Source organism: Arthrobacter sp. MPF02, from assembly GCF_046605375.1.
In the GTDB taxonomy this organism is placed as follows: Bacteria; Actinomycetota; Actinomycetes; order Actinomycetales; family Micrococcaceae; genus Arthrobacter.
In genome coordinates this window covers 1866961-1889848 of sequence record NZ_CP176772.1, presented here as the reverse complement: position 1 = coordinate 1889848, position 22888 = coordinate 1866961, and the positions used below count along the sequence as shown (strand labels likewise).

Annotated in this window: 24 protein-coding genes; 16 read left to right on the top strand and 8 right to left on the bottom strand. The window is 64.8% G+C overall.

Features of this window, described 5'->3' with window-relative positions:
* The first annotated feature begins 511 nt into the window (after nt 1–511).
* The 5 genes from ACLH0K_RS08855 (at nt 512) to ACLH0K_RS08835 (ending at nt 3258) form a co-directional block, all read left to right on the top strand.
* Complete coding sequence (locus tag ACLH0K_RS08855) at nt 512–838, top strand: DUF2637 domain-containing protein (RefSeq protein ID WP_411373277.1); 327 nt, start codon at nt 512–514, stop codon at nt 836–838.
* Nucleotides 805–1251: a hypothetical protein gene (locus tag ACLH0K_RS08850; protein ID WP_411373276.1), complete on the top strand. Its 447-nt coding sequence runs from the start codon at nt 805–807 to the stop codon at nt 1249–1251. The genes ACLH0K_RS08855 and ACLH0K_RS08850 overlap by 34 nt, the downstream gene beginning before the upstream one ends.
* Nucleotides 1223–1558 (top strand): hypothetical protein, encoded by a 336-nt coding sequence (locus ACLH0K_RS08845; RefSeq protein WP_411373275.1) that lies wholly within the window; start codon nt 1223–1225, stop codon nt 1556–1558. Before ACLH0K_RS08850 ends, ACLH0K_RS08845 begins: the two co-directional genes overlap by 29 nt.
* A 91-nt stretch (nt 1559–1649) precedes the next feature.
* Nucleotides 1650–2144, top strand: coding sequence for a 5' nucleotidase, NT5C type (locus tag ACLH0K_RS08840; RefSeq protein WP_411373274.1), 495 nt, complete (start codon nt 1650–1652; stop codon nt 2142–2144).
* A 253-nt stretch (nt 2145–2397) separates the two neighbouring features.
* Nucleotides 2398–3258 (top strand): DUF6804 family protein, encoded by an 861-nt coding sequence (locus ACLH0K_RS08835; protein WP_411373273.1) that lies wholly within the window; start codon nt 2398–2400, stop codon nt 3256–3258.
* A 312-nt stretch (nt 3259–3570) separates the two neighbouring features.
* Here the strand turns inward: ACLH0K_RS08835 and ACLH0K_RS08830 are convergent, their stop codons facing one another.
* Nucleotides 3571–4488: a hypothetical protein gene (locus tag ACLH0K_RS08830; protein ID WP_411373272.1), complete on the bottom strand. Its 918-nt coding sequence runs from the start codon at nt 4486–4488 to the stop codon at nt 3571–3573.
* A 206-nt stretch (nt 4489–4694) separates the two neighbouring features.
* Between ACLH0K_RS08830 and ACLH0K_RS08825 the strand changes: the two genes are divergently transcribed.
* From ACLH0K_RS08825 to ACLH0K_RS08810, 4 genes are all read left to right on the top strand, one after another.
* On the top strand, nt 4695–5570 hold the full coding sequence (locus ACLH0K_RS08825; protein ID WP_411373271.1) for a hypothetical protein: 876 nt from the start codon (nt 4695–4697) through the stop codon (nt 5568–5570).
* Nucleotides 5571–5657: 87 nt separating this feature from the next.
* Entirely contained in the window at nt 5658–6161 is a 504-nt protein-coding gene (locus ACLH0K_RS08820; RefSeq protein WP_411373270.1) for a hypothetical protein, read from the top strand.
* 139 nt (nt 6162–6300) lie between these two features.
* On the top strand, nt 6301–6798 hold the full coding sequence (locus tag ACLH0K_RS08815) for a hypothetical protein (RefSeq protein ID WP_411373269.1): 498 nt from the start codon (nt 6301–6303) through the stop codon (nt 6796–6798).
* A 78-nt stretch (nt 6799–6876) separates the two neighbouring features.
* Complete coding sequence (locus ACLH0K_RS08810) at nt 6877–7854, top strand: DUF7007 domain-containing protein (protein WP_411373268.1); 978 nt, start codon at nt 6877–6879, stop codon at nt 7852–7854.
* Between the two features lie 37 nt (nt 7855–7891).
* On the opposite strand, the gene ACLH0K_RS08805 is transcribed toward ACLH0K_RS08810, so the two are convergent.
* Nucleotides 7892–9496 carry an SHOCT domain-containing protein gene (locus ACLH0K_RS08805; RefSeq protein ID WP_411376390.1) on the bottom strand — a complete coding sequence of 535 codons (1605 nt, stop codon included), beginning with the start codon at nt 9494–9496 and terminating at the stop codon, nt 7892–7894.
* Nucleotides 9497–10505: 1009 nt separating this feature from the next.
* On the opposite strand from ACLH0K_RS08805, the gene ACLH0K_RS08800 reads away from it, so the two are divergent.
* On the top strand, nt 10506–11180 hold the full coding sequence (locus ACLH0K_RS08800) for an SGNH/GDSL hydrolase family protein (RefSeq protein ID WP_411376389.1): 675 nt from the start codon (nt 10506–10508) through the stop codon (nt 11178–11180).
* Here the strand turns inward: ACLH0K_RS08800 and ACLH0K_RS08795 are convergent.
* The 3 genes from ACLH0K_RS08795 to ACLH0K_RS08785 form a co-directional block, all read right to left on the bottom strand.
* On the bottom strand, nt 11177–11413 hold the full coding sequence (locus tag ACLH0K_RS08795) for a hypothetical protein (RefSeq protein WP_411376388.1): 237 nt from the start codon (nt 11411–11413) through the stop codon (nt 11177–11179). The genes ACLH0K_RS08800 and ACLH0K_RS08795 overlap by 4 nt on opposite strands.
* Before the next feature lie 70 nt (nt 11414–11483).
* Nucleotides 11484–12452 (bottom strand): glycosyltransferase family 9 protein, encoded by a 969-nt coding sequence (locus ACLH0K_RS08790; protein WP_411376387.1) that lies wholly within the window; start codon nt 12450–12452, stop codon nt 11484–11486.
* Nucleotides 12449–13591, bottom strand: coding sequence for a glycosyltransferase family 9 protein (locus ACLH0K_RS08785; protein WP_411376386.1), 1143 nt, complete (start codon nt 13589–13591; stop codon nt 12449–12451). The genes ACLH0K_RS08790 and ACLH0K_RS08785 overlap by 4 nt, the downstream gene beginning before the upstream one ends.
* 206 nt (nt 13592–13797) lie before the next feature.
* Here ACLH0K_RS08785 and ACLH0K_RS08780 point away from each other — a divergent pair, with 206 nt between their 5' ends.
* The 5 genes from ACLH0K_RS08780 (at nt 13798) to ACLH0K_RS08760 (ending at nt 18453) form a co-directional block, all read left to right on the top strand.
* Nucleotides 13798–14100, top strand: a complete 303-nt coding sequence (locus tag ACLH0K_RS08780) for a DUF4193 domain-containing protein (RefSeq protein WP_066275770.1) — start codon at nt 13798–13800, stop codon at nt 14098–14100.
* 165 nt (nt 14101–14265) lie between these two features.
* Nucleotides 14266–15009 (top strand): M50 family metallopeptidase, encoded by a 744-nt coding sequence (locus tag ACLH0K_RS08775; protein ID WP_411376385.1) that lies wholly within the window; start codon nt 14266–14268, stop codon nt 15007–15009.
* A 9-nt stretch (nt 15010–15018) separates the two neighbouring features.
* Entirely contained in the window at nt 15019–16107 is a 1089-nt protein-coding gene (locus ACLH0K_RS08770) for a glutathione S-transferase family protein (RefSeq protein WP_411376384.1), read from the top strand.
* A 46-nt stretch (nt 16108–16153) separates the two neighbouring features.
* Nucleotides 16154–17263: a serine hydrolase domain-containing protein gene (locus ACLH0K_RS08765; protein ID WP_411376383.1), complete on the top strand. Its 1110-nt coding sequence runs from the start codon at nt 16154–16156 to the stop codon at nt 17261–17263.
* A gap of 71 nt (nt 17264–17334) precedes the next feature.
* Nucleotides 17335–18453: an FUSC family protein gene (locus ACLH0K_RS08760; protein WP_411376382.1), complete on the top strand. Its 1119-nt coding sequence runs from the start codon at nt 17335–17337 to the stop codon at nt 18451–18453.
* A 41-nt stretch (nt 18454–18494) separates the two neighbouring features.
* Here ACLH0K_RS08760 and ACLH0K_RS08755 read toward each other — a convergent pair whose 3' ends face one another.
* The 3 genes from ACLH0K_RS08755 to ACLH0K_RS08745 are packed head-to-tail and all read right to left on the bottom strand — an operon-like array spanning nt 18495 to nt 22106.
* Complete coding sequence (locus ACLH0K_RS08755; protein ID WP_411376381.1) at nt 18495–19406, bottom strand: MaoC family dehydratase; 912 nt, start codon at nt 19404–19406, stop codon at nt 18495–18497.
* A complete protein-coding gene (locus tag ACLH0K_RS08750) occupies nt 19403–20743 on the bottom strand; it encodes a 3-oxoacyl-ACP reductase (protein ID WP_411376380.1) in 1341 nt (446 codons plus the stop codon). The genes ACLH0K_RS08755 and ACLH0K_RS08750 overlap by 4 nt, the downstream gene beginning before the upstream one ends.
* 10 nt (nt 20744–20753) lie before the next feature.
* Nucleotides 20754–22106, bottom strand: a complete 1353-nt coding sequence (locus tag ACLH0K_RS08745; protein WP_411376379.1) for an acetyl-CoA C-acetyltransferase — start codon at nt 22104–22106, stop codon at nt 20754–20756.
* Between ACLH0K_RS08745 and ACLH0K_RS08740 the strand changes: the two genes are divergently transcribed.
* On the top strand, nt 22105–22887 hold the full coding sequence (locus ACLH0K_RS08740; protein WP_411376378.1) for a TetR family transcriptional regulator: 783 nt from the start codon (nt 22105–22107) through the stop codon (nt 22885–22887). The genes ACLH0K_RS08745 and ACLH0K_RS08740 overlap by 2 nt on opposite strands.
* Nucleotide 22888 lies beyond the last annotated feature (1 nt).

The window sequence follows — 22888 nt, the reverse complement described above, 5'->3', positions numbered from 1 at the left end:
AGGCGGCCTCTGGCGGCTGCGCCGTCTCCTAGTACCACGGGAGATTCACTGTGAAGTGTCCCCGCAGATTATCCGTCCGCGGGGACGCCTGCATCGACCCTGCGCTGCGCGAAGGAGGGCCGGGCGGTGTGTGCTTTCGAGATGCTCATGCCCGTCTGTGTGCGGCTGATTTCAAAAACGCGCAGACCTGGGCAAACTTTTTCTTACCAGTTTTGGGGGCGGCCCGATGGGCACCGCCGGCAACATCGGAACGGCCCTCGAAAGGGGCCGGCGAGGGCCCTTCAGGAGGAGCCGGAAAAGCCCCTCTCCGAGGTGGTCCATAGGGTGGTCCACAGGTGGTCCTTTTGCTGGTCCACAGGGTGGTCCATGGGTGGTCCTTTTAGTGGTCCACCCCTGGTCCTTTCCAAAACCGCTGCTGGTCCTTTTCCCTGGTCCTTTCGATGTCGTGGACCACCTCTACACTGGGCATCCAGAACGGCCCGACCGTGGTCAGAGAGCAGGAAGGATAGCTGTGAGCGCACGTATTGAGCCCGACGGCAGGACGATGATGCTTTTGTCGCTGGGGCTGGTGGCAGTGCTGGCGGTGGCCAGTTCCACCCTCTCGTTCCTAGGGCTGATCCAGGCCGCGGCGTGGGCCGGCATCCCCGAACAGCTCCGCTGGCTGGTGCCCATCGTCGTGGACGCGACGATCCTCGTTTATGCCGTTGCGGCCAGTGTTCAAAGGGCTCGCGGGGAATCCACGCCCTTTCCTGGGTCGCTGTCGGCTTCTTCACGGCCGTCTCCGTCGCCGCAAACGCGGCCCACGTGCTGGCACCCAGAGGCGTCTTCACCGAGCTGAATGCCACGGTCGGTCTCGGCGCCTTCCTGGCCTCGATCATGCCGATCAGCCTCTTCTTCGCCACCGAGACGACGGTCAAGCTGGCAGTCGCTCCGGTGTACGGTTCGGTCGCCCAGCGCCGGCGCCGCGCCGCGACGAAACTGGTCCTCATCGGCGAAAAGGACCACCCGATGGACCAGCGGTCCACTTCAAATGGACCAGCAAATGGACCACTTGGTGGACCGGGTATGGACCACCAAAAGGACCACTCCTGGACCACCCAACAGGACCACCCGCGGACCGCCCAGACAAAGCGTGCCGAAGTGGACCCCCAGGCGATCCGTGAACTGGCCGAAAAGGACAAGCTGAGCCAGCGAGCTGCCATCCACAGGGGTCGAAGGCCTGGTGGTAAAAGGTTCCGGCCAGCCGTATGAGGGCGGCGTCCGGCAGTGGCTGAAGGTGAAGCACCGCCAGGACCTCCACGTCGTCTGCGCTGCCGTTATCGGCCAGCGGGACCGCCCCACCGCCATCATCGCCGGGCTCCCCATTGAGGGCCGGCTCTGGATTGTCGGCCGCTCCGTCCAGCTGACCGCCGCAGCCTCCAAAGCCCTGGCCGCGCACCTACACATCCCCCGCGAAAACCATCCGTGGCCGGAGGAGATCGTGCTGCATATCGAGACGGGCGCGGACACGACGTCCTCCGTGTCTGCTGTCCTCACTGGTCTTGGCTACACCCTGTAACCTCCGAGACCTGGACGGCAACGCCTTCGACTGAAGCACCTCCCTGGACGAGAAACTCCTTGAGCTCGACCCCGGGTACCAGCTCGTTCCCGTGGAGCAGCGCACCCACTACGACTACATGTTCGACAACCCGCACAACATGGAGATTATGGAAGCGGCCATGAACGCCGAGGGCCTGTACCTCAACCTGGAGCCGACGCCCTACGCGGTGGAGGCGATGAAGGAAATGCAGGAGGAGGGCATAGACACCTGGTTCTGCTCCAAGCCCTACCCGACGCACCCGACCTGCACATCGGAGAAGCTCGCCTCCGTCGCACGGCACTTCGGACAGGAAATGGCGCAGAAAACCATCCTCACCCACGACAAGACACTCGTCTTCGGGCACGTGCTGCTCGACGACAAGCCGACGGTGACCGGCGCGGCGGTGCCGGCCTGGAAGCACGTCTACTATGCCCAGCCCTACAACGCCCCGGGCACCGGCGCGCAGGACATTCCGCGCATCACCGACTGGCGGAACTGGCGCAACACCCTGTACCCGCTCCTGGAAGAGATGGGCTTCGACATCCGCAAGGCTGCGTTCAGCTAGGATCGTCCCAGCACCGGCGTCAACGCCACCACCGCACTGCCCCATTGGATGCGGCGGAACGAAGGGCGTCCCAGGGCCCGCCCCCATGGGCCCTCTGACGGACCACCTGCGTCGGTCATGAGCCGGGGCCGGATCTGATCCGGCCCCGGCTTTTTGCTGCCCGTAACCTTTCGCCGCGGGGCAGGACCAGTCGGTTAGCATTGGGCCACTAACGGGCACCGGACTGCGAAGCCCTACGTCTTCATGGGGGAGCATGTACACGAACGAGGCCCTGAAAGCTGCCCGGGACGCTGCCGTCCGGAACATCACCGGAGCGTTCCAGGAATTCACCGCCAGGATCGACATCCGCGGGCAACCCTGGGACGTCCATATCCTGTCGGTCAACCAGTTTGTCGGCTGGGTCAGGGTCCACAACGGTGTCGCTGTCTGGCGCTCCGGTGACCTGGTCACCGGCAGGGCGGAAACCGGGCCCATAGTCGCCGGAGGAATGTCCACTGGCTTCGCCGTGCTCAGTGAACTGGTCGAGGACTGGTACCTGGAGGTCGCGCCGCAAAACGACGCGATTCGATACCCCGGCCTGGACACGATCGCAGGGTTCGTGGGGGCCATTGAAAACCATTCACCCCTGCCCGCTGCCCACCCGTATCAGGCAGAGCCCTCCGTAGCCAGCAACCACACGACTCCTGACTTCAATCCCTATTTCCACACCACCGAGCGCCACCCGCCGGCGTCCGGGTTCACTGAAGCAGACCTCAACGGGGTTCCGCTGGTCACCGTTCATCCCGCGGCCATCCCCGCTGCCGTCTCCGGATTCCTGCTGCTCGTTGCGATCCTGGGCGCACCGTACCCCTTCTATGAGGTGGTGCGCTGGGGTGTCACAGCCATGGCCGTCTGGGCCGCCATTGTCGCCGGCAACCAGAAGCGGACCGCATGGACGGTCGCCTTCAGCGCAGCCGCGGTGCTGTTCAACCCGTTCATTCCCGTGTACCTGACCAGGGAGGCATGGGTACCCCTGGATGCCGCAGTTCTGGTGCTGTTTATCAGCGCCGGGGTGAAGTTGCGGGCGTCCCGGCCTGCGACCTCAAAGGATGGGCCGGCCCGCATCACCGGCTGACCCCACCGGTAAGAGTTCTTCCGGACGCCGCACACATGGGGTTCAAGAGCAGGCGTCAACGTCATCGCACCGGTTTTTCATAGCGGCCGGTATCCGAAACGAAGGTTGCGCCGGGAGGGATATTCCTTTCACCTTCCTGCCATGGTGCTTCCTGCGTCCCATGCTCCGAAGGGCGGGCCGGTTATCCGGTCCGCCCTTTGTCTTGTCCGTCCTCTTTCTCGGGGAGAGGCGGGTGGTTCCGCACATATGAAGCGCAGTTCCCTGAGGACTACCGCCGCGCCGCACAGGTGTGGGCGGTGTAACCAGGACGTTCTATCCGAACACCCCGAGTAGAAGTCCCACAAGCGAACCCACGGCCAGGCAAGCGACCGCTGTGATCGGGCCGGCAATGCCTCCCCCGGCAAGACTGACCATCACGGAAAAAACCAGTCCGACAAGGGCTCCTCCTAGAAGGCCGAAAAGGAGCCCCAGAACAATCTGCTTGCCCCGTTGTGTCGGGCTTACCTTCTGCTCCTTGGGCTTCGGTTCATCCCACCGTGTCGGGACTCTCCGGGCGGGCTCAACAAACCGCGGAGGCGGTTCAGGGGCTGGCGGTTCAGGGGCTGGCGCCGGATCAGGCTGCTGCGCCTTGTAAATCCAATGGGCGAAAACCGAGGAGAGCGGGGAGGTTGAGTAGCTCTCAGATTCGAGAAGTCCGGGCGGCGACATCACCCCTGCGTCGTTGCGGGAACTAGCCAAGGTCATCCCAAGGCCCCGGACAACAAGGAATCCCTCGTAGCCCCATGACGGAAATACTGGCTCCAGCGACTTTGCCCAGTCCACCTCCACGAATCGGTAACCGGGCTCAACAATGACTCCCGGGCCGTCGATGCCAGCCTCCTGAAAGGCCCTTTCTATAGCACGGCCCCTGCCGGACCAGTCCCCAAGGCCGGTGTCTACTTCATCTGCGGGGACGTGCATGAAGGTCCCGTCCGGCATTATGAGTACGCCGCTGTACCTCCAGGCATGGCCAATGACCTTCGCACTGAACTTCTGGCCGGGAATGGTCTCGGAAAGTTCAACAATGGCCGATGGCGGAACCCGATGCTTGATAAGTGCGTGATAAAAATCTACGAAGGCGGCCTTGTACGCGGGAATAGTGGCCTTTGTGTCATCCAGGTACTGACGGCGGCGCTGGTCATCATCGGCGTCGACCTTGTGCAACCTGGCGACCTCGTCATCAATGCCCATTCCGGAATCGTAGCCGGGCCGGCTGGCCAGTCATAGGCGATACGGCATAAGCCCTTCGAGCGGGCGGTGCGGCCACTGACCGGGGACGAAAAGATCATGCTCGAGATGATCGTCTCAGGCCTCCGGCATGTCCCCGAGGACAGCCCCGTCACGGCAGGAAAGGCAGCCCGATGACACCGGAGCCGGAACGCCGCACACACAAGGGCATGAGCAATCAGAACCGCGTCCGCCCGGGTGTCCCGTCCGGCGGGGAATTCGCCGCCCACGTCTTCGCCGAACCCACCGGCGTCACCCTCGTTGACCCCGCATCACGCCCGGTTGTCCTGGCACCCGGGGAGTCCGAGGACTTCAACAACCTTGCCGACGGCGACGTCATCGAGACCATCGATGTCTACCGTTCCCACGTCGATGACGGCTCCGGCTACATCGTGACCGCCGGTAAGACGGTGAACGTCCGGGGCCTGTTCGATGAGAAAGACCTCGCAGCGGATGGCGGCATAGACGCCTTCCTGGATCGCCACGGCGCCCAGATCGAGGACTACCTCCGCAGCCGGTACGACGCCGACCTGGACAGCGAAGACTGGGAAGAGGTCCGCATCGACTGCAGCACCTTGCTCCCTGATGCCCCGCTGACCGAGGGCGGCATCGTCGACGCCGCCTGGGTCGGGACCAAGGTCACGGCCCTGCACAACGAGAGTGATCCCGGCACCTTCGGGTACGAGTACCTGGGCCGGCTGCTCCGCGAGCAGATCGCGGGTTCCGCCTCGGTGCAGAACCGTCTCGCTGTCCGGGCCGAAGCGATGCGCATGCTCCCGCAGGACATTGAAGGCCACTGCCGTGACCGGCACCTCAAGCGCGAGATCTCCGACGCCGGAGCCCTGGCGATCGCCGGCCGGCTCAAGGACCCCTCCCGTCCGGCACTGTCCCAGTTCGCCGTCCGCGGCTATGCCGACCGGGACGAGATGAACACCGAACTGCACTTGGCCTGGCTGCAGAACAACATGGGCAACAGGTCCGCCACGACCTCGATCGCCCTGGACATGATGCGCAGCTGGATCCGCAACGGCGGCGACAACAACTAGGACACCCCGGCAGGACCCCGCAGCTGCGGGGCCCTTTGTCGTGCTGAAGGGGCCGGCGCCGCACACAACCAGGTATGAGTACGTTCCTTGCCCACCAGCACCCGCGCGGCGTCCGGCCGCTTCACCACGGCCGCCCACGCAGAACCTGCGCTGGCACTGGACACCACTGCCGGCCGCAATACAGCCCGTCGTACAGCTGCGGCGGAACGAGTCCCGGGCGACTTCGCCGACCTGGAAATCCTCGACCATTCCCCTGCCCGGCGCGAGACGGTCACGTTGGCCGAGATGGGTGATCCCAGTCTGGCCCTGGGCAACTGTTGGGCCGCAACGAACGAGCTGATCGAGGAAGCAGGTGCCTCGGCTTTCGAGGCCGAATGGGTCGATGAGATCACCCTGAAGCGGCGCCGGCTGGGAGGCCACCATGTCGCCCTCCTGGTCGCGGACCGGGACGGCGCCTACGTGGTCGACTACCCCGCCCGGCAGTTCAGCTCCGACCTGCCCTTCCCGCTGGTCGCCGGCGTCAAGGACTGGATGGCAGCCGTGGAGAAGGCCTCCGGCACACGCTGGGAGCTGCACGACGAGGACGACTGACCACCGCGACACTCAAGGCAAGCACGGCACCCGTGTCGTCTTGGTTCCGCTGCACGGATAGACCACCATGGGGATGGAAACACAGAGCACACCCAGAGTCCATCGATGACAAGCCCTCAGCAAGAAAGCGAGCAAATTCATGACGTTCAACCCCTCTGAGCACCCGCGCGGCGACGCCGGAAAGTTCACCCAGCACACCCACCCCGAATCCCCGGTGGACCTTCCCGCAGCCAGGCAGTCCGTCTTCGGCCCCGACCCAGACGAGGGCGACGACATCCTCAAGGACGCGCCGATTCAGGACGGGGACGGGAACCACCAGCCCTGGGAGTTCACCCCTTACGAAGGCGACTTCCCCCGGAAGAAGGAATCAGAGTCCGTCTTCGGCTCTGACCCAGACGAGGGCGACGACATCCTCAAGAACGCTCCGACCCAGGACGGCGACGGGAACCACCAGCCCTGGGAGCACGAAACGTATGAGGGTGAGTTCCCCCGGAAGAAGGACTCGGTCTTCGGTCCCGACGCCGACGAGGGCGACGACATCCTCAAGAACGCTCCGAACCAGGACGGCGATGGCCCGGAAGGCCAGGAACCGTTCGATCTCGGCGACGATGAGGATGACTTCCCGCCCAGCAAGTAGGGTTCCCCAACATATAGCCGCCCTGTGGATCCACGGGGTGGCTATATGCGTTCATGGCGGGGCCGCACACAGAAGGGCATGACGTACACACCAGCGCACAAGCCCGCCGGCACCCCTGACGGCGGCCAGTTCACCGCTCCTGCCCACTCCGACGCTGTCCCCGCGCTCGGCGCCCCGGCCTCCCGGTATAACCCGTACCGGGATGCCGACGGCACCAGGGGGGAAGCCGGTGGCGACGAATACACGGACGCCTTCCTGAGCAACGTCGGCGGCATCGAAGCCCGAGTCACCACCGACATCCGTGAGGAGGGCGCCCGCGCCGAGGTCATCGACTACCGGGGCGACCGGCCCAAGGTGATCAGCTCCCAGCAGCACTTCGACTCCCTTGACGAGGCCAAGGAGCACGCCAAGACGGCACGGACACGCGCCGCCCGGTACAGCCTCAACCACCTTTTCGAAGGCTCCCGCACTCCGTGGGGCAAAGCCCAGGGGACCTCGATGATGGCTCCCGGCATCGACGCTGTCTGGACCTCCGGGCACGGCGGCATCAAGCTCTCCCCGGAACGGGCCGAGGAGGTCGACCCGGCCTGGCGCGAGCCTGCCGATTGGTACGAACAGGACTGCGCATGGTCAAAGGCGGCCATCACCCACCACCAGGACCTGAACCCGGCAGATGTGAAGAACGCCCACACCACCGCACGCCGCTACTACCCTGACGAGTATGAAGCCATCGTGGGCAAGGACCCCGCCAAGTACGGGCTCACCGAGTTCGAACCGATCACGGGCGCTGAATCGCTGGTTATCCGGGAACGGGAGTTCCTGGTGGCCCGTGCCGCCACCCACGACAAGGTCACGTCCGTCGTCCGGGACCCGGACGGCCACCCCGGTATGATCGCCATGACCCTGGCGGACATCCCGGCCGATGGCCGCATGAGCGACGACGTGCCGATTGCGAACGCCCGCACCGTGCTGGTGCCGCAGGAGGAATGGCCGCCGGCAGGCATGGAGAAGCTCACCCTGCCCGAGGACTCATCCTTCGAAATGGCGGGGGACTGACAGCCCGGGAAGGGGGCGTCAGGGGGCTGGAAAACGCTTAGTGGATCAGTCGCGCTTTCATAGTCGCGAACTCGGCGTCCGTGAGGTGGCCGGAGGAGTGTAAGGCGGCGAGCCGCGAAAGCTCATCGACAACGGATGGAGGAGGCGTGGCCGACGGCGCCGCTTGGGGAGCGACAGATGCGACAGCCTGCGATTCGGCGTATCGGATGAGTGCAGTGAGTAGCGAAGACCAGGTCCGGGCCTGGCTCGAAATGGACGCATGCAGCGCGCTGCCCATTTTTAGCGGTGAATTTGCTGACCTGAAGAGCTGAACATCGTAGATGGGACGCTTTGGGTCGCTGAGCTCGATCCGGAGCGTGATCTCGTGAACTTGGTCCTTGGACTTGGCAGCCTTGGCTGCTGTCATTCCCACCAGCATTGACCCGGCATCACCAACGAGAAAGCCCGCTGTAGCCAGGGCACGGCCGCCGCGGCCATCTTTGCGGTGGCGGGTCAATGTCTTGCTATATTCAAAGACCTCGACCGACTGCAGATCAGCCGCTTGGTAGACGCGGTAGTCGGCCCTGTTCAGGTCTAGGACACATAGCCTGTTCCGGGCAGAGTCCAGGGCGATGACATGGCCATTGCTTCCTATGAGGTGCTTAGCCTGGGAGAACCCGGCGATGGCGTTGAGAGCGGCGAGGACCTTTTCCTGCTTGCTCCAGCCTGCACTCGCCAGGACAGACTTGATGTCACCAAAATGCTGGCTCTGCCTGATGCTAATGCTGGGATAGAGTTCTTGAATTTTATTCAAGGACCACTGCAGCTTCTCTGGCGAGCACCGGACAGCATTGGGGTCATCAGGGTCATTGCGGTCTATGTCGGATCCGGCCTCATGAAATCGAAGGTAGCCTCGCCCCTCTTCTGATTTGCTCCATTGCAGGCTGCTCAAGGGGTGCGGGTCGAAATGTATCTCTTGGCGCATTGCCCCGGCCTGGGCTGAGGTGACCAGCACGATGGCGTCGGGGTAAAGGCGGAAGTGCGCGGCGTGAACAGAACCGACGATTGCAGCGGGTTCCGGCGCCCGGGTTCCGTCCGGACGCATGAGCGAACGCTGAAGGTCGGCAGCAGCTGTAACTTCACGAATGGCCTTTTGCTGAGCGCGCCTTTCGGCGCTCTTCTCCGCAGCCTCAGCTGCGTCGCGCTGCTGATCCATGAGTTCGGCTTTCTTATTTGTTGCCGCCACCATGGCTGCCCGGTGCCTGACTGCGGTGAGGTGCCGTGAAAGATCCCTGACACGGGAACGCTCCATCGGCTGGATAACCACATGAGGAGCGGCGGCGGCCAGAGTCTGGAGGAATACCTCCCTCTGCTGCTTTAGCTTGGAATCGGCAGACAGGGGAAAGGTGAGATCACTTGTACTGGTTCCAGGGGCACCTCCGGCGGGGACGATCTCCGCGAAACCGGCCGATGTAAACCCTGATTCCTTGTAATCGATCCGGCGAAGGTCACCAAGTCCGATCTCAAGAGGTTGAATGCCCGGTTCCGAAGACTCCACAACCAGGTGAGTGGTGTAGACGATCCACCGTGTGTGCGCGCTGCAAGGGTAAACCGCATGACATGGTGCTGAGGCGGACCCGCCCTGCTGCTGAATATCCTTCATGTTCCAGGCTCTCCGTGGTGGGCGGGGGTGTGCATGCAAATGCCGTAGCCAATTATGTACGAGCATAAGCGAAGCATTTGGGGCGGCTTTCCTCGATCAGCGCGTCGAATCATGCACGTTCAACACCTACGTCAGCCTGTACTGCGCCTCTTGTCAGAAATCGCTGCCGCTTTTGGTGTGCCCGGACCTCCGCCCACACACAGAAGGGCGTGAGCACATCCGCGTGCTCAAACCCGTGGAGAATGACACGATGGAGGCGGCCTGCGGCGAGCTATAGCCGTGGAGTGGCAGCAGGACGGGGGAGAAACGGACTCTGGACTACGCAGACTTCTTGCGATCCAAGAGGTCTGCTAACTCCGAAGCCTTTTGGGCCAATGTGACGTCGCGCACAACCGTGGTTGGCCGCCTTTCGCTCATCGCGATGATCTGCTCAAAATGCTCCTCAGTGAATCGGACGGTGCGCTTGTTTAGGCGTAGGTGGGGCCAGGTATTCGTGTAGTACATCTCGCGCACCATCCGTAGGGAAACACCGAGACGCTCAGCCAGCTGTTCAGGTGTGGAAAGTTCATTCGTACCAGGTAGTGCCACTGCTTAGCTCCTCTGAAGTGCGGCTTCTTGTCACGCTTTCTATGCGTCCCGGTGACCGACGGCGGTCACTGCGACCATTGCGTTGGCAGCAGCGAGTGGAGCCGACGGTAGGAGGAAGATGGTGGAGGAGGTCAATTTCGCGTGGTTGGCGTGGTTGAACACTTGGAATTTAGGCGTGATTGACGGGACACGGAGTAACAAAAAGTGCCGTGATCTAGACGATTTTCTTGAGGACGACACGCCGAGAGTGGGGTTCAAGTCCCCCTCCGCGCACACAGGAAAAAGGCCTGGAAGATCATTCGATCTTCCAGGCCTTTTTTGTGCCGGACTACGACTGCCGGCCTGCGCCACACTGGCCGGAAACCGCAATTCATTTCTTGCCCTACTGGTAACGCAGCGGCGGGCGCGGCACGATAGGCGCATGAAGGAAGTCGCGCCGGAGGCAGCTGTCCCGGGCCATGTGGTGCTGCTCGGTGATTCCATCTTCGACAATGCCGCCTACGTGGGCGGCAGCCCCGACGTCGTGTCCCAGCTCAGGCACGAACTGGACGGCTGGCAGTGCTCACTGCTGGCGGTCGACGGCGACGTGATAGCGGGCGTCCAGCGGCAGTTGGGCGCATTGCCACACAATGCAACGCACCTCGTGGTCAGCGTCGGCGGCAACGACGCCCTGGGTCACGGCTCCCTGCTGCAGGAACGTCCGGAGACCGTTGCCCATGCCCTCTTGCTCCTGGCTGCAGCACAGGGACGGTTCGCGGAGGAGTACAACGCCATGCTGGACGCCGTCACAGCTATTGGCCTCCCCGCCGCCGTATGCACCATTTACGACACTCCCCCATCCGGTCCGCAACAGCATGTGGTCAAAGCAGCCCTGTGCCTCTTCAACGACGCCATCACCAGGGCAGCATTTACACGTTGCCAGGCGGTGATAGACCTCCGGCTCATTTGTTCCGAGGACGGGGACTATGCCAACCCGATTGAGCCGTCGGAACAGGGCGGACGAAAGATAGCGCAGGCCATTGCTGCCTTCGCGAGGACCTCCGGCCCTTCCGCGTGGCCGTACGTGGTGGCAAACGGGAAGCTGCCGCCGCGCTAGTGCGGACGCAGCCGCCGTGTCCGGGGGTGCGGGTCCTGCGGCTCCGGACGCGACCCGGGCGCGGCGGACCGGTACTCCACCTTGCGCCGGCGGCTGCCCGTCCGGTTTTCCCGCCGCTCCTGCCGCCTGGCTTTTCTTTCCGGCCGGTCGATGGCGGACAGGATGGCAAACGTCACCACCATCCACAGCAGCGCTGTCATCAACACCAAGTAGATTCCCATCTCAGTGTCCATGGGCCAATTTTATGACCGGGCCGTCGTTCCCGGGAGGGCCTGTGGAAACTGCCGCGGCGGCTTGCTTCCGTTACAGCAACCCCAGGCCCCGTACCGCTGCCATGACGTCCGGTACCGTCACCGCCAGGAGCGCCGGATCGGGCTGCTCCGCGAACGTCTCGCCCAGCCGCAGTTCAGCGTTCGTCAAAACGGTGTGCGGCCCCGGGGGCGGTCCCCAGATCTCGGGCGGGGCGGGGCCAAAGAGCACCACTGACGGCGTCCCATAGGCCGACGCCAGATGCGCTGCGCCGGTGTCCGCGGAAACAACCACCTTCGCATCGGCAATCGTCGCAGCGAACTCCGCCAATCCCAGCTTGGACGCGAGCACTGCCTCATCCGGCAACCCCGCCAGCCGGCACACTTCTGCCGCCCGGTCCTTTTCCGAAGCTCCTCCGGTAAAGACAACGTGGTGGCCTGCCTGGTCCAGTTCCCTGGCCACGGCGGCGAACCGGTCAGCCGGCCACAGGCGGCTTCCGTACGCTGCCCCAACGTGCAAAACCGTGGCGCCCGGAACCGGGCTGGGAACATGCGGACGCTCCAGGTGAACGTCCAGGGGGTCGGCCTCGATGCCGTGCCATTCGAGGAGGCGGACCCACCGTTCCCGCTCGTGGAGTTCGGGCCGCCATGGCGGCCCGTCGAAGAAATCGCTCTTGTGTCCGATCGTGCGCCGGGCCTCAAGCGCCGCAACCCTGCCCGCGCTCTCCGGGCCGCTGCCGTGAAGGTTGACGGCGACGTCCACCACCCCCGGGTCCATGGCGAGCGGCTCGTCGAGGCCGTGGGTGGGCAGCAGTTCATAGCCGCCTACGAGCCCCAACGCATCAGACAGCCATCCCTGGGCGGCGTACCTCAGGCGGTGCCCGGGAAACTCCCGCCGGAGTGCCTTGAGGGCGGGCACTGCCACCAGCAGGTCCCCCAGCTTAAGCGCACGAAGAACCAGCAGTTCGGGCTTTCCGTCTACCAGGCGGTTTTTGCCTGTTTGAATCTCTCCCGTGCGGCTCATGCGTTCTGCCTGCCGGCGCCGGTGGCAATGAGGCTTCGGACGTCCTCATAAACGTCCCGGACTGCCACATCTGCCACCACGGAGTCGTCGTGGGAACAGCGGGGCGCCGTCCAGCCCACCTGCGTGACGTCGATCCCGCAGGTAGGGCACGCCGTGACCCACGAGGCATGGATGCGGTGCAGGCTCCTGCCGAGCGCCCCGGCGTTGATGACGTTGCCCAACCAGAAAACGCCGACGGTGGGAACCCCAAGGGCCTGGGCGAGGTGACGGGGACCGCTGTCATTGCCAACCACTACGGCTGCCTTGGCCAACAGGTCAACCAGGCCCGCCATATCCAGCTGCCCGGCCACGGAGGTGACATTGGCGGAGCCTGCAAGGCCCGCGATGCGCTCCGCCAGGTCCTCTTCGCTCTTGTCCCCGACCACCAGCACCCGGCACCCGTCGGCAGCACATGTGGCTGCCAGTTCCGCGAAGCGTTCCACGGGCCAACGACGGCGGGGGTCCGTGGCGCCCGGGTGGATTACCACAAGCGGTTGGCCGCCGCCGTCAGCTGCCGCGATGCCTTGCTGCGGTCCCGCAACAGGCTCAAGCCGGGCCTCAAGGTCAACAGGGTAAGCCCCGGCGAAGCCGGCTACCTCCACCGCCCGGAGCGGCTCGTTCTGGTAATAGATGTACGGGATGGTCCGTTCCAGGCTGGCAGCATCCGGCGTACGGGTGCCCACGGTGTGGCGGGCGCCCAGCCGCAAAAGGAAGGGGTTCGAATAACGTCCGCCCCCGTGCACCTGGACCGCGAGGTCGAACCGGCGGGCCCGCATCTCCTCGAAGAACCGTTCCAGGTCTTCCGGGTCCTCCGGGCCGGGCCGTACGCCTTCGGCATAAGGAAGGACCTGAACCTCGTCTACGGGACTTTTCACTGCCGCCAGGAGCGCCTTATGGATAGGCGTGCCCAGCAGGGTCAGGGTTGCCCCGGGATACGCGGCCTTCAGCGCGGCCATGGCGGGGATGGCGAAAATCAGGTCGCCCAGCCCGCCCCCGCGCAGCACAACGATCCTTGACACGTCCTCGAACTTTTCCAGCACAGGCCCCACCCCGGTGCCTACCTGGCCGGCACCGCCGAACTCTGCAGTCAGCTGCTCCACAAACGCCCCTTCGATCGGGCGGAGACCGCGTTGGATCCGCCTGCCTCCGCTGCTCGTGCAGCCACGCCTGGGTCACAAGCCGGGTGGCCGCCTCCCAGAACCTGTACCCAGGCGGCGCAAATATACTCCGCCTATTGGGGAATACCCGCCTGATGCTGTACGTTTCATACCCGACAGGCGAACGAAAGAAAAGAGAAACACCTAAAGTGGCAACCGATTACGATGAACTGCGTTCCGACGTCAAGGAATCGCAGGACAACTCCCTCGAGCAGCTTCAGTCCGCAAACGCTCCCGACGCACGCAGTGTAGTCCTTGAGCTGGACGAGGCTGACGGGCTCGACGGCGCCGGCGTCCCCGGCGGCGAATTCGTGGCCGAGGAACTCGTGGTGCAGGTCATTCCGCAGGCCGAAGACGAGTTCACCTGCTACTCCTGCTTCCTGGTCCGTCACCGGTCGCAGATCGCCCGCCAAAAGGACGGGCACAGCTACTGCACGGAGTGCGAGGGCTAGGACAAAATTCCTCTCCAGGTGCTCCGGACAGATCCATGGCACCGGTGGATTCGAAGGCACGCTGCACGACAGCGTGCCTTTCCGCTTTTAGGCCGGCTTGCAGCTGCCCCCGCTACGGTTGACGTTTATGGCTAAGAAAATTCCGGCCCATCTCCGAAGTGGCGCATGAACGACCTGCCCGGCGGCGTCTTCCAAGCACTGGCTGATTCACTTTCCCGTGCCGAACCTCCGGCTATCACCATGACGGAGCTCGTACTCGCGGTGCTGGTTGCGGCCGCCCTCTCCATCCCGCGCCGCTCCTGGAGGTACTTCGGTCTCCTGGCCACCGTGGTCCATGAGCTGGGCCACGCCTTTGCAGCTGTCAGCAGCGGGCAGCGCTTGTCCGGGATCCGGCTGCGGTTCGATCACTCAGGGACAACCACAACTTACAGCCGCAGCAGGGCGGCTGCCGCCTGGTCCTGCTTTTGGGGTTATCCTGTTCCGGCGGTTGTGGGTGCCGCCTTTGTGGCCTGCGGCTTCAACGGCTGGGGGCCGGCCGCCTTCGCCGGAAGCGTCCTGGCCCTGGCCGCGTCACTGCTTTTCCTCCGGAACATGGCAGGCTTCGCCATAACCGCCCTGGCCATTGCCGGCACCCTTGCCCTGATCCTGCTGGTGCCCGATGAATTTGTGGGTCATGCCGCGGTGATACTGGGTTTGGCGCTGCTGGTCGCGGCGGTGCGGGACGTCATAAAACTGGCCCACGTACACGTTCACAGGAGGGAGCGGCTTGCGACCTCCGACGCCTATCTCCTCTACCGCGCGACGGCAGTGCCCTCCGTCGTATGGATCGTCCTTTTTGCGGCACTCGTCACCGGTTCATGGGTGGTCGCCCTGCAGCCCGTCTCCACGATCCTTGCCCGCGGCGTCTAGGCTAAGGCCATGAGCCAGGAAACGGACAGCATCCAGCAGGCCACCAATGACAGGACGGCTGAACACAGCACCCGTGGCGCTTATGTCACCGGCGGCGCGGAGTTCACCCGCGATACGAACTACATCGAGGACCGCATCACGCGCGACGGCAGGCCGGGGCCTAACGGGGAACCCGGCTGGCAGGTGGAGGCCGGCCGTTACCGCCTTATTGCGGCCAGGGCGTGCCCTTGGGCCAACAGGACCGTCATTGTCCGCCGCCTGCTGGGCCTGGAGGACGTGATCTCCCTGGGCCAGCCCGGTCCCACCCACGATGCACGATCCTGGACCTTCGACCTTGATCCCGGCGGAGTTGACCCTGTCCTGGGCATAGAACGCCTGCAGCAGGCCTATTTCAAGCGCTTCCCCGGGTACCCGCGCGGTATCACTGTCCCGGCCATCGTGGACGTGGCCAGCGGGGAGGTTGTAACCAACGATTTCCCGCAGATCACCCTCGACTTTTCAACCGAGTGGACGCAGTTCCACCGGACCGGCGCGCCCCGACTCTACCCTGAACAGCTGAGGGAAGAGATAGACGCGGTGAACAAGCGGGTTTTCACCGAGGTCAACAATGGTGTGTACCGGTGCGGCTTCGCAGGATCCCAGGAAGCTTACGACGCCGCGTATGAACGCCTTTGGGTGGCGCTGGACTGGCTGGAGGAGCGGCTTTCCCGCCAGCGCTACCTGGTGGGTGAGACCATCACCGAAGCCGATGTCAGGTTGTTCACCACCCTGGCCAGGTTCGACGCCGTTTACCACGGGCACTTCAAATGCAACCGCCAGAAGCTCAGCGAGATGCCCGCCCTCTGGGGCTACGCCAGGGACCTGTTCCAGACGCCCGGATTCGGTGACACCATCGATTTCGTCCAAATCAAGCAGCACTACTACATAGTTCACGAGGACATCAATCCCACCGGAATCGTCCCCGCCGGACCCGCACTGGGCGGCTGGCTCGAGGACCACGGCCGGGACCGCCTGGGCGGCCGGCCGTTTGGTGACGGTACGCCGCCGGGTCCGGTAACGCCCGGGGAGGAAGTCGCGCCGGGACACGGAGCGGAATAAGCTCCGTACCTAGCTGGGGAAAACGTTTACCCTCTAAGCTGGTCCGGTGCAGACTGCTTACGGCTTTGTGGCGCCCGGATACGAAAACGTCCTGGACCTCTTCGCAACCTTGATCGCAGAGGACCCTGGTTACAGTGCCCAGGTGGCCGCATACCACCAGGGGGAGCAGGTGCTGGCCTTAACGGGCGGTCCGGACATGGCCAGGGACACCCTGACCGGCGCCTACTCCTGTTCCAAGGGCGTGGCGGCCATGGTGATAGCGCTGTTGGTCCAGGACGGACTGCTGGACCTGGACAGCCCGGTAGCGCGGTACTGGCCCGAGTTCGGCGTGCACGGCAAAGACCGGTTGCTGGTTCGGGAGGCACTTTCACACCAGGCCGGCCTGATCGGCATCGAAGGCGGTTTCGGCCTTGATGAATTCACCACGTCCGCAGCGGCGGTGCGCCTGGCTGCATTGAAACCCATGTGGGAACCAGGCACGCAGTTCGGCTATCACGCGTTGACCATCGGCATCATCATGGAGGAGCTGTGCCGCCGGACGGCCGGAGAGACGCTGCAAGGCCTCTACGAACGACGTCTCCGCAAGCCGGAGGAAGTGGACTTTTTCCTGGGCTTGCCCGCCGAATCCGAATCGCGCTACCGGGACGTCCTCTACGACCCCGTGACGGACCAGCCCTGGATGGATCCGCTGAGCCTGGAGGGGCTGAACAGCAATGCGCCCGTCAGCACGATCATGGAACTGCCCAACGTCCGCAGCGTCCGTGCCACGGGAATGTCCGCTGCCGGAGGCGTCGGATCGGCCGACGGACTGGCCAGGCTTTATGCTGCAGCCACCACCGGCGTCCAGGGCGAGCCTCCGTTCCTGACGGCTGAAACCATTGACGCAATGGCACAGGAGCAGGTCTGGGGCCTGGACCGTTCTTCGGGGCTCGACAACGCGTTCGCCGTCGTGTTTATGAAGCCGCACCCCTCGCGGAACTTCGGCAGCCATCGAGCGTTTGGCCACGAAGGCGCCAACGCCGCCCTTGGCTTCGCCGATCCCGCCTATTTACTCTCGTTCGGTTACATACCGCGGCGGGCAGAGGAAGGCCGCACCCCCGGAAAAGCACACCGGCTGGCAGCCGAGGTCCGGCGCGCTGCGGCAGCGCTGGCGTAGTTTCCCTTGGCCCACTCGGGCTTGACCAGCGCCTTTGTCCCCAGGGTGAAAGGCGGCCTAGGGTGGGGGCGATGGGTGATTCTGAAGCACGTCCGGCAGTCCGGTGGGCCAAGGGGACCCATGTCTTGAAACGCGCGACGGCGGGACTCAGCGCCGCTTTCGCCGCCCAGCGGCTCCAGCTCGCCGCCAAGGCGGCGGTTGCGGCAGGGGTGGCGTTCATGATTGCGCCGCTGATGCCGGGGGCTGCTGCCCACTACGCCTACTATGCGCCCCTGGGGGCGCTGGTGGCGATGTACCACAATGTGGCGGGTTCGGTCAGGCAGGGCCTTCAGGCGCTCGCCGGCCTCGCTGTGGGGATCGGGCTTGCTGTGCTTCTGGTGAATATTGCGGACCCTTCACCGCTGACAGTGGCGGTCTTCATGGGCATCGGAGTACTGCTGGGCGGGCTGCCCGGCATAGGTTCAGGCAGTGATTGGATTCCGACGGCGGCCCTGCTGGTCCTCCTGGTCGGCGGCAGCAACGCGGACGATTTTTCCTTTGGCTACCTTGTGCAGATGGGTGCCGGCGTCGCGGTAGGCATCGCGGTGAACTTCCTGCTTTTCCCTCCGCTGCACCTGAACGCGGCTGCAGCCAGTCTGGACGATCTGCGCCGGGCGCTTGGAAAACAGCTGACGGACATGGGCACTGCGCTTAAGGAGGAATGGCCGCCGGAACACGAGGAATGGTCCCGGCGCTCGGATGAGCTTTCCTCGGCTGCCCGCTCGGTCCGCCACTTGGTGAAGGAAGCGGATGCGAGCCGCAGGGCGAACCCGCGCCGCAGGTTCCATCCGCGGGACCTGGATCATGACTACCGCAACCTGCGCGAGCTGGAACGGGTGACGTTTCATATCCAGGACATGACGGACATCCTCTCGGACGTTATCTGGGTGAGCGGCGTTCCCTACGCGGTACCAGTGCAGGACAGCGGACCGCTTGCAGACGCCATGACCGCCACCGGAGAACTGTTGCACTCGTACCTTGATGGGGACGAGCAAATGCAGCGGCAGCGGTATGACGCAGCCCAGGCGGCGGTGGAAGCCTGCTTGGCTGCCACCGCCGGCCGGCAGGCAGTTCAGGGGACCGTCCCGGCGTCGGAATCAATCCTGCTCAGCCTGCACCGCATACTGCGTGCCCTCCGTCCGGCTTCCTGAACTGTCCTTCCCGCCTGCCCCGGCTGCAGTTGGTGCAGATATTAGAGCGCGGCCACCGTACCGCTGAAGTGGCGCCGGCCCGAACGCGGGTTCCAGGCCACAAATCGGGAAAGCTCCCAGGCGCCGGAACTGCCCTCCTCGCTGCTGATCCCAAGCGCCACCCGACACGGCAGGAACACCGGGGCATCAAACTCAACGTCCCACATGAACGAATCGCCCCGGACGGACCCCACATCCGCGAGAGCCCGGGAAGCAAGGTACATGCCGTGGGCAATGGAGCTGCGCAGTCCCAAAGCCCGCGCCGACAGCACGCTGAGGTGGATCGGATTGAAGTCCCCGGAGACTGCCGCGTAGGCCCGTCCCGCGTCGACCCCCAACTGCCATACTGCGGTTGGATCCGGGGCCACAAACTCTGCCTTTGCGGATCCCGCTGACGGCTTATCGATCCCCGGCAGGAACACCCCCTTGGCCAGGTAGGTGGAAATACCGCGCCAGGTGAGGTCATCCTTGCCTGCCAGACGGATCTCGGCCACCACGTCCACCTGCGTTCCGGCGCGGTGCCCCCGGAGGTTCTGAACCCCTGCCGTGATGTCGAGGGCGTCGCTGAAGAGCACCGGCGAGCGCTGCTCCACGCTGTTGCGCAGGTGAATCATGCCCAGCAGCGGAAGCGGAAAGTCGTCCCGGTTCATCACGCTCATGGCTACGGGAAAAGCCAGGGCGTGGAGGAAACCGGCCGGCAGGACATCGCTTGCAGTCTCCCCCAGCAGGTGCTGGTAAGCGGTCAGGTTGGCGACATCGACGGTGACTCCGCGTACTTCATGGTTTGCCGCCGGAAGGACCGCCGAGTCCTGGGCCCCCAGCAGCCTCCGCCGGGCAGCCTGCGCGGCTGCATTGACGTACAGCTTGGACAACGACGGCATGTCGCCGAGGATGACCGGCTGTACGGGGATCATGCGCCCACCATGTTCTGCCCGCAAACCCGCAGCACTTCACCATTGATTCCACCGGCGGCATCACTCGCCAGGAATGCGATGGCTTCCGCAACGTCCCCCGGCCTGCCGCCCTGCTGCAGTGAATTTGCGCGGCGGGCGATTTCCCGAAGCGCGAACGGTATCCGTGCAGTCATCTCGGTCTCGATGAACCCGGGGGCGACGGCGTTGATGGAACCCCCGGCTTGGGCGATAAGCGGTGCGGTGGCCCGGACCATTCCCATGACTCCCCCCTTGGACGCGGCATAGTTGGTTTGCCCCCTGTTGCCGGCAATGCCGCTGGTGGACGCAACAGAAACAATACGCGGAGCCGGTCCAAAGTGTTCAGATGCGAGGAGCGCCTCGTTGATGCGCAGTTGAGCGGCGATGTTGATGTTGATCACCGGATGCCAGCGCCCATGGTCCATGTTGGCGAGCAGCTTGTCGCGGGTGATACCCGCGTTGTGGACCATGACGTCCAGCCGTCCGTGCCGCTGGACCGCGTGTTGGATGATCTTCCTGCCGGCATCCTCCCGGCTGATGTCCAGTTGCAGGGCGGTTCCCTTGACCTCATTGGCCACAGCCGCCAGATGGTCACCGGCTGCGGGGAGGTCCACGAGGATGACCATGGCGCCGTCGCGGTGGAGGGTGCGGGCGATGTCAGCGCCTATTCCCCGTGCTGCGCCCGTAACGGCGGCGATCTTGCCCGCCAGGGGCTTGTCCGCGTCGTCGGGAAGGCTTCCGCCGTTGCCCGATACCGTCAGGAACTGGCCGTCCACGAAGGCTGACCGGCCGGACAGGAAGAACCGGACTGCTGCCAGTGCTGACGGGCTGGTCACTTCCACGCCTTCGGCGAGGAGGATGCCGTTGCCCGTGGCCCCTGCGCGGAGTTCCTTGGCCAGCGAGCGCAGGAACCCGTCCACCCCCTGCCGGGCGGCAGCGGCTGCGGGCGTACCGGCTTCAGCCGCGGGCCGGGAAACCGTGATAAGGCGGGCACCGGCATCCAGGTCGCGAAGCGAACCTGCTGCCGCGAGTACCGGCCTTTCCAGGTCTTCCGGGTGGGCCACCTCGTCCAGCACCAGGATGATGGCGCCAAGCTTTTCCCGCGGGACGGCGTGCCGCCGGACGTCGAGGTCCCAGGTGAGCAGTTCGGCGGCGAGCTTATCGGCGGCCGCGGAGTCCCCCTGCACCACAACAGGTCCGGTGATCAGGGCCTGCCCTGGCCGGTACCTGCGCAGGACCGCCGGCTGCGGCAGGCCCAGCTTCCTGGCAACGTTCCGGCCAATGCCCTGGTTTACCAACTGGGCGTACTTGTCAGTCATCAATGTCCCCTTACAGCGATTCGAGGATAGCGACGACGCCCTGCCCGCCCGCTGCGCAGACGGATACCAGCCCGCGGGCCGGCCGGCCGTCGCTGCTGCCCTTCTCATGCAGCTGCTTGGCCAGGGAAGCGACGATCCTGCCCCCTGTGGCTGCGAACGGATGGCCGGCTGCCAGGGAAGATCCATTGACGTTGAGGCGGGCCCTGTCGATCTTGCCGTAAGCGCCGTCCAGGCCAAGGCGGGTGCGGCCGAATTCCTCATCTTCCCAGGCGGCCAGCGTGCTCAGGACGGTGGCCGCGAACGCCTCGTGGATCTCGAAGAAGTCGATGTCCGCGAGAGTGAGATTGTGCCTGGCCAGGAGCCTGGGAACGGCGAAGACCGGCGCCATCAGCAGTCCGTCCTTGCCGTGCACGAAATCCACCGCCGCGGCTTCCGCGTCCACCACGGCCGCCAGCTTGGGCAGGTCGCGGGCGTCGGCCCACTCGTCCGAGGCCAGCAGCACGGTGGAAGCACCGTCGGTGAGGGGTGTGGAGTTGCCGGCGGTCATGGTGGCCTCGGCCCCCAGGCTCTTGCCGAACACCGGCTTCAGGCCGGCGAGCTTTTCCATGGAGGTGTCGGCGCGCAGGTTGCCGTCCCGGGTGAGCCCGCGGTACGGCGTCACCAGGTCATCGAAGAACCCCGACTCGTACGCGGCAGCCAGGTTGCGGTGGCTGTTGAGCGCCACCTCATCCTGGGCTTCGCGCGATATCTTCCACTGGGCCGTCGTGAGGGCCTGGTGTTCTCCCATGGACAGGCCGGTTCGAGGTTCGGAGGTGCCGGGTGCCAGCGGAGCGAGGTCCTTGGGCCGCAGCCGTGCCAGGATCTGCAGGCGCTGCGGGACAGTCTTGGCCCGGTTGAGGTCGAGGATGACTTCCCGCAGCCCCTCGCTGACCACGATGGGTGCGTCCGACGCAGAGTCCACACCGCCTGCGATAGCTGACTCAATCTGGCCAAGCCTGATCTTGTTGGCCAGCCCCACCACGGTTTCGAGGCCAGTGGCGCAGGCCTGCTGAAGGTCGTAGGCGGGCGTTTCGGGGGACAGTGCCGAGCCGAGGACTGCCTCCCGCGTGAGGTTGAAATCGCGTGAGTGCTTCAGCACGGCGCCGGCGGCCACCTCCCCCAGCCGCTCATCCTGCAGGCCGAAGCGTGCGATCAGGCCGTCCAGCGCGGCCGTCAGCATGTCCTGGTTGGAGGACTTCGCATAGGAGCCGCCGGCACGCGCAAATGGTATCCGGTTGCCTCCTACGACGACGGCCCGCCGGAGGGCGGGGGCGGAAGCGGCTGCTGCTTCGGCGGCAGGAATGGACTGTCCGTCAGTGGACATGGCTGTCTCCTCTGGTTACGAGCGATTACCGATACCCAGCGTACCTGATACGCTGGGTATCGTGAATCTTCCCGACCCCCACCTGACCCTGCCTGCCCCTGCAACCGGCGCTGACGGCCGTTCCTCGCGCTGGCAGAGCCACCGGGAGGAACGCCGGCGGGAACTGATCAAGCAAGCGCGGCGGGCCGTGCACGCACTGGGAAGCGACGCTTCCATGGAAGACATTGCCGCGGCAGCGGGTACGTCCAAGTCCGTCTTCTACCGCTATTTCGGCGACAAGGCGGGCCTGCAACAGGCAGTGGGCGAAGTGGTCCTGAGCCAGATGCAGCGCCGGATACAGGAGGCCGTGCAAAGCGCCGTAACTCCGCGGGAGGGACTGCTGGCCATGGTCTCCGCCTACCTGCAAATGGCAGCCACCAGCCCCCACGTCTACAGCTTCGTCACGAGGGCCGGCACCGGCGAGCCGGCTGATGAAGCAACCTCCGGGCCCGTCTCCGGCGCGCTGGGCCACTTCTTCGACGTCGTGGCGGAAATGATTGCGTCGCCCATGCGCTCGCACCTGGGCGACGGAAAGGAAACAGTCATCGGTTACTGGCCCAAAGCAGCCATCGGACTGGTGCGCAACGCCGGCGAGCAGTGGCTCAGCACGCCGGACTCCCCTGCCAAGCCCGGCCAGGAAGCGATGGCCCGCCAGATCACCGCCTGGCTCTGCGTCGGCATCGCCCCCGAACTTTCTTCAGGCTCCACAACAACCAAGCCATCTGCCAACGAAGGACATTGAT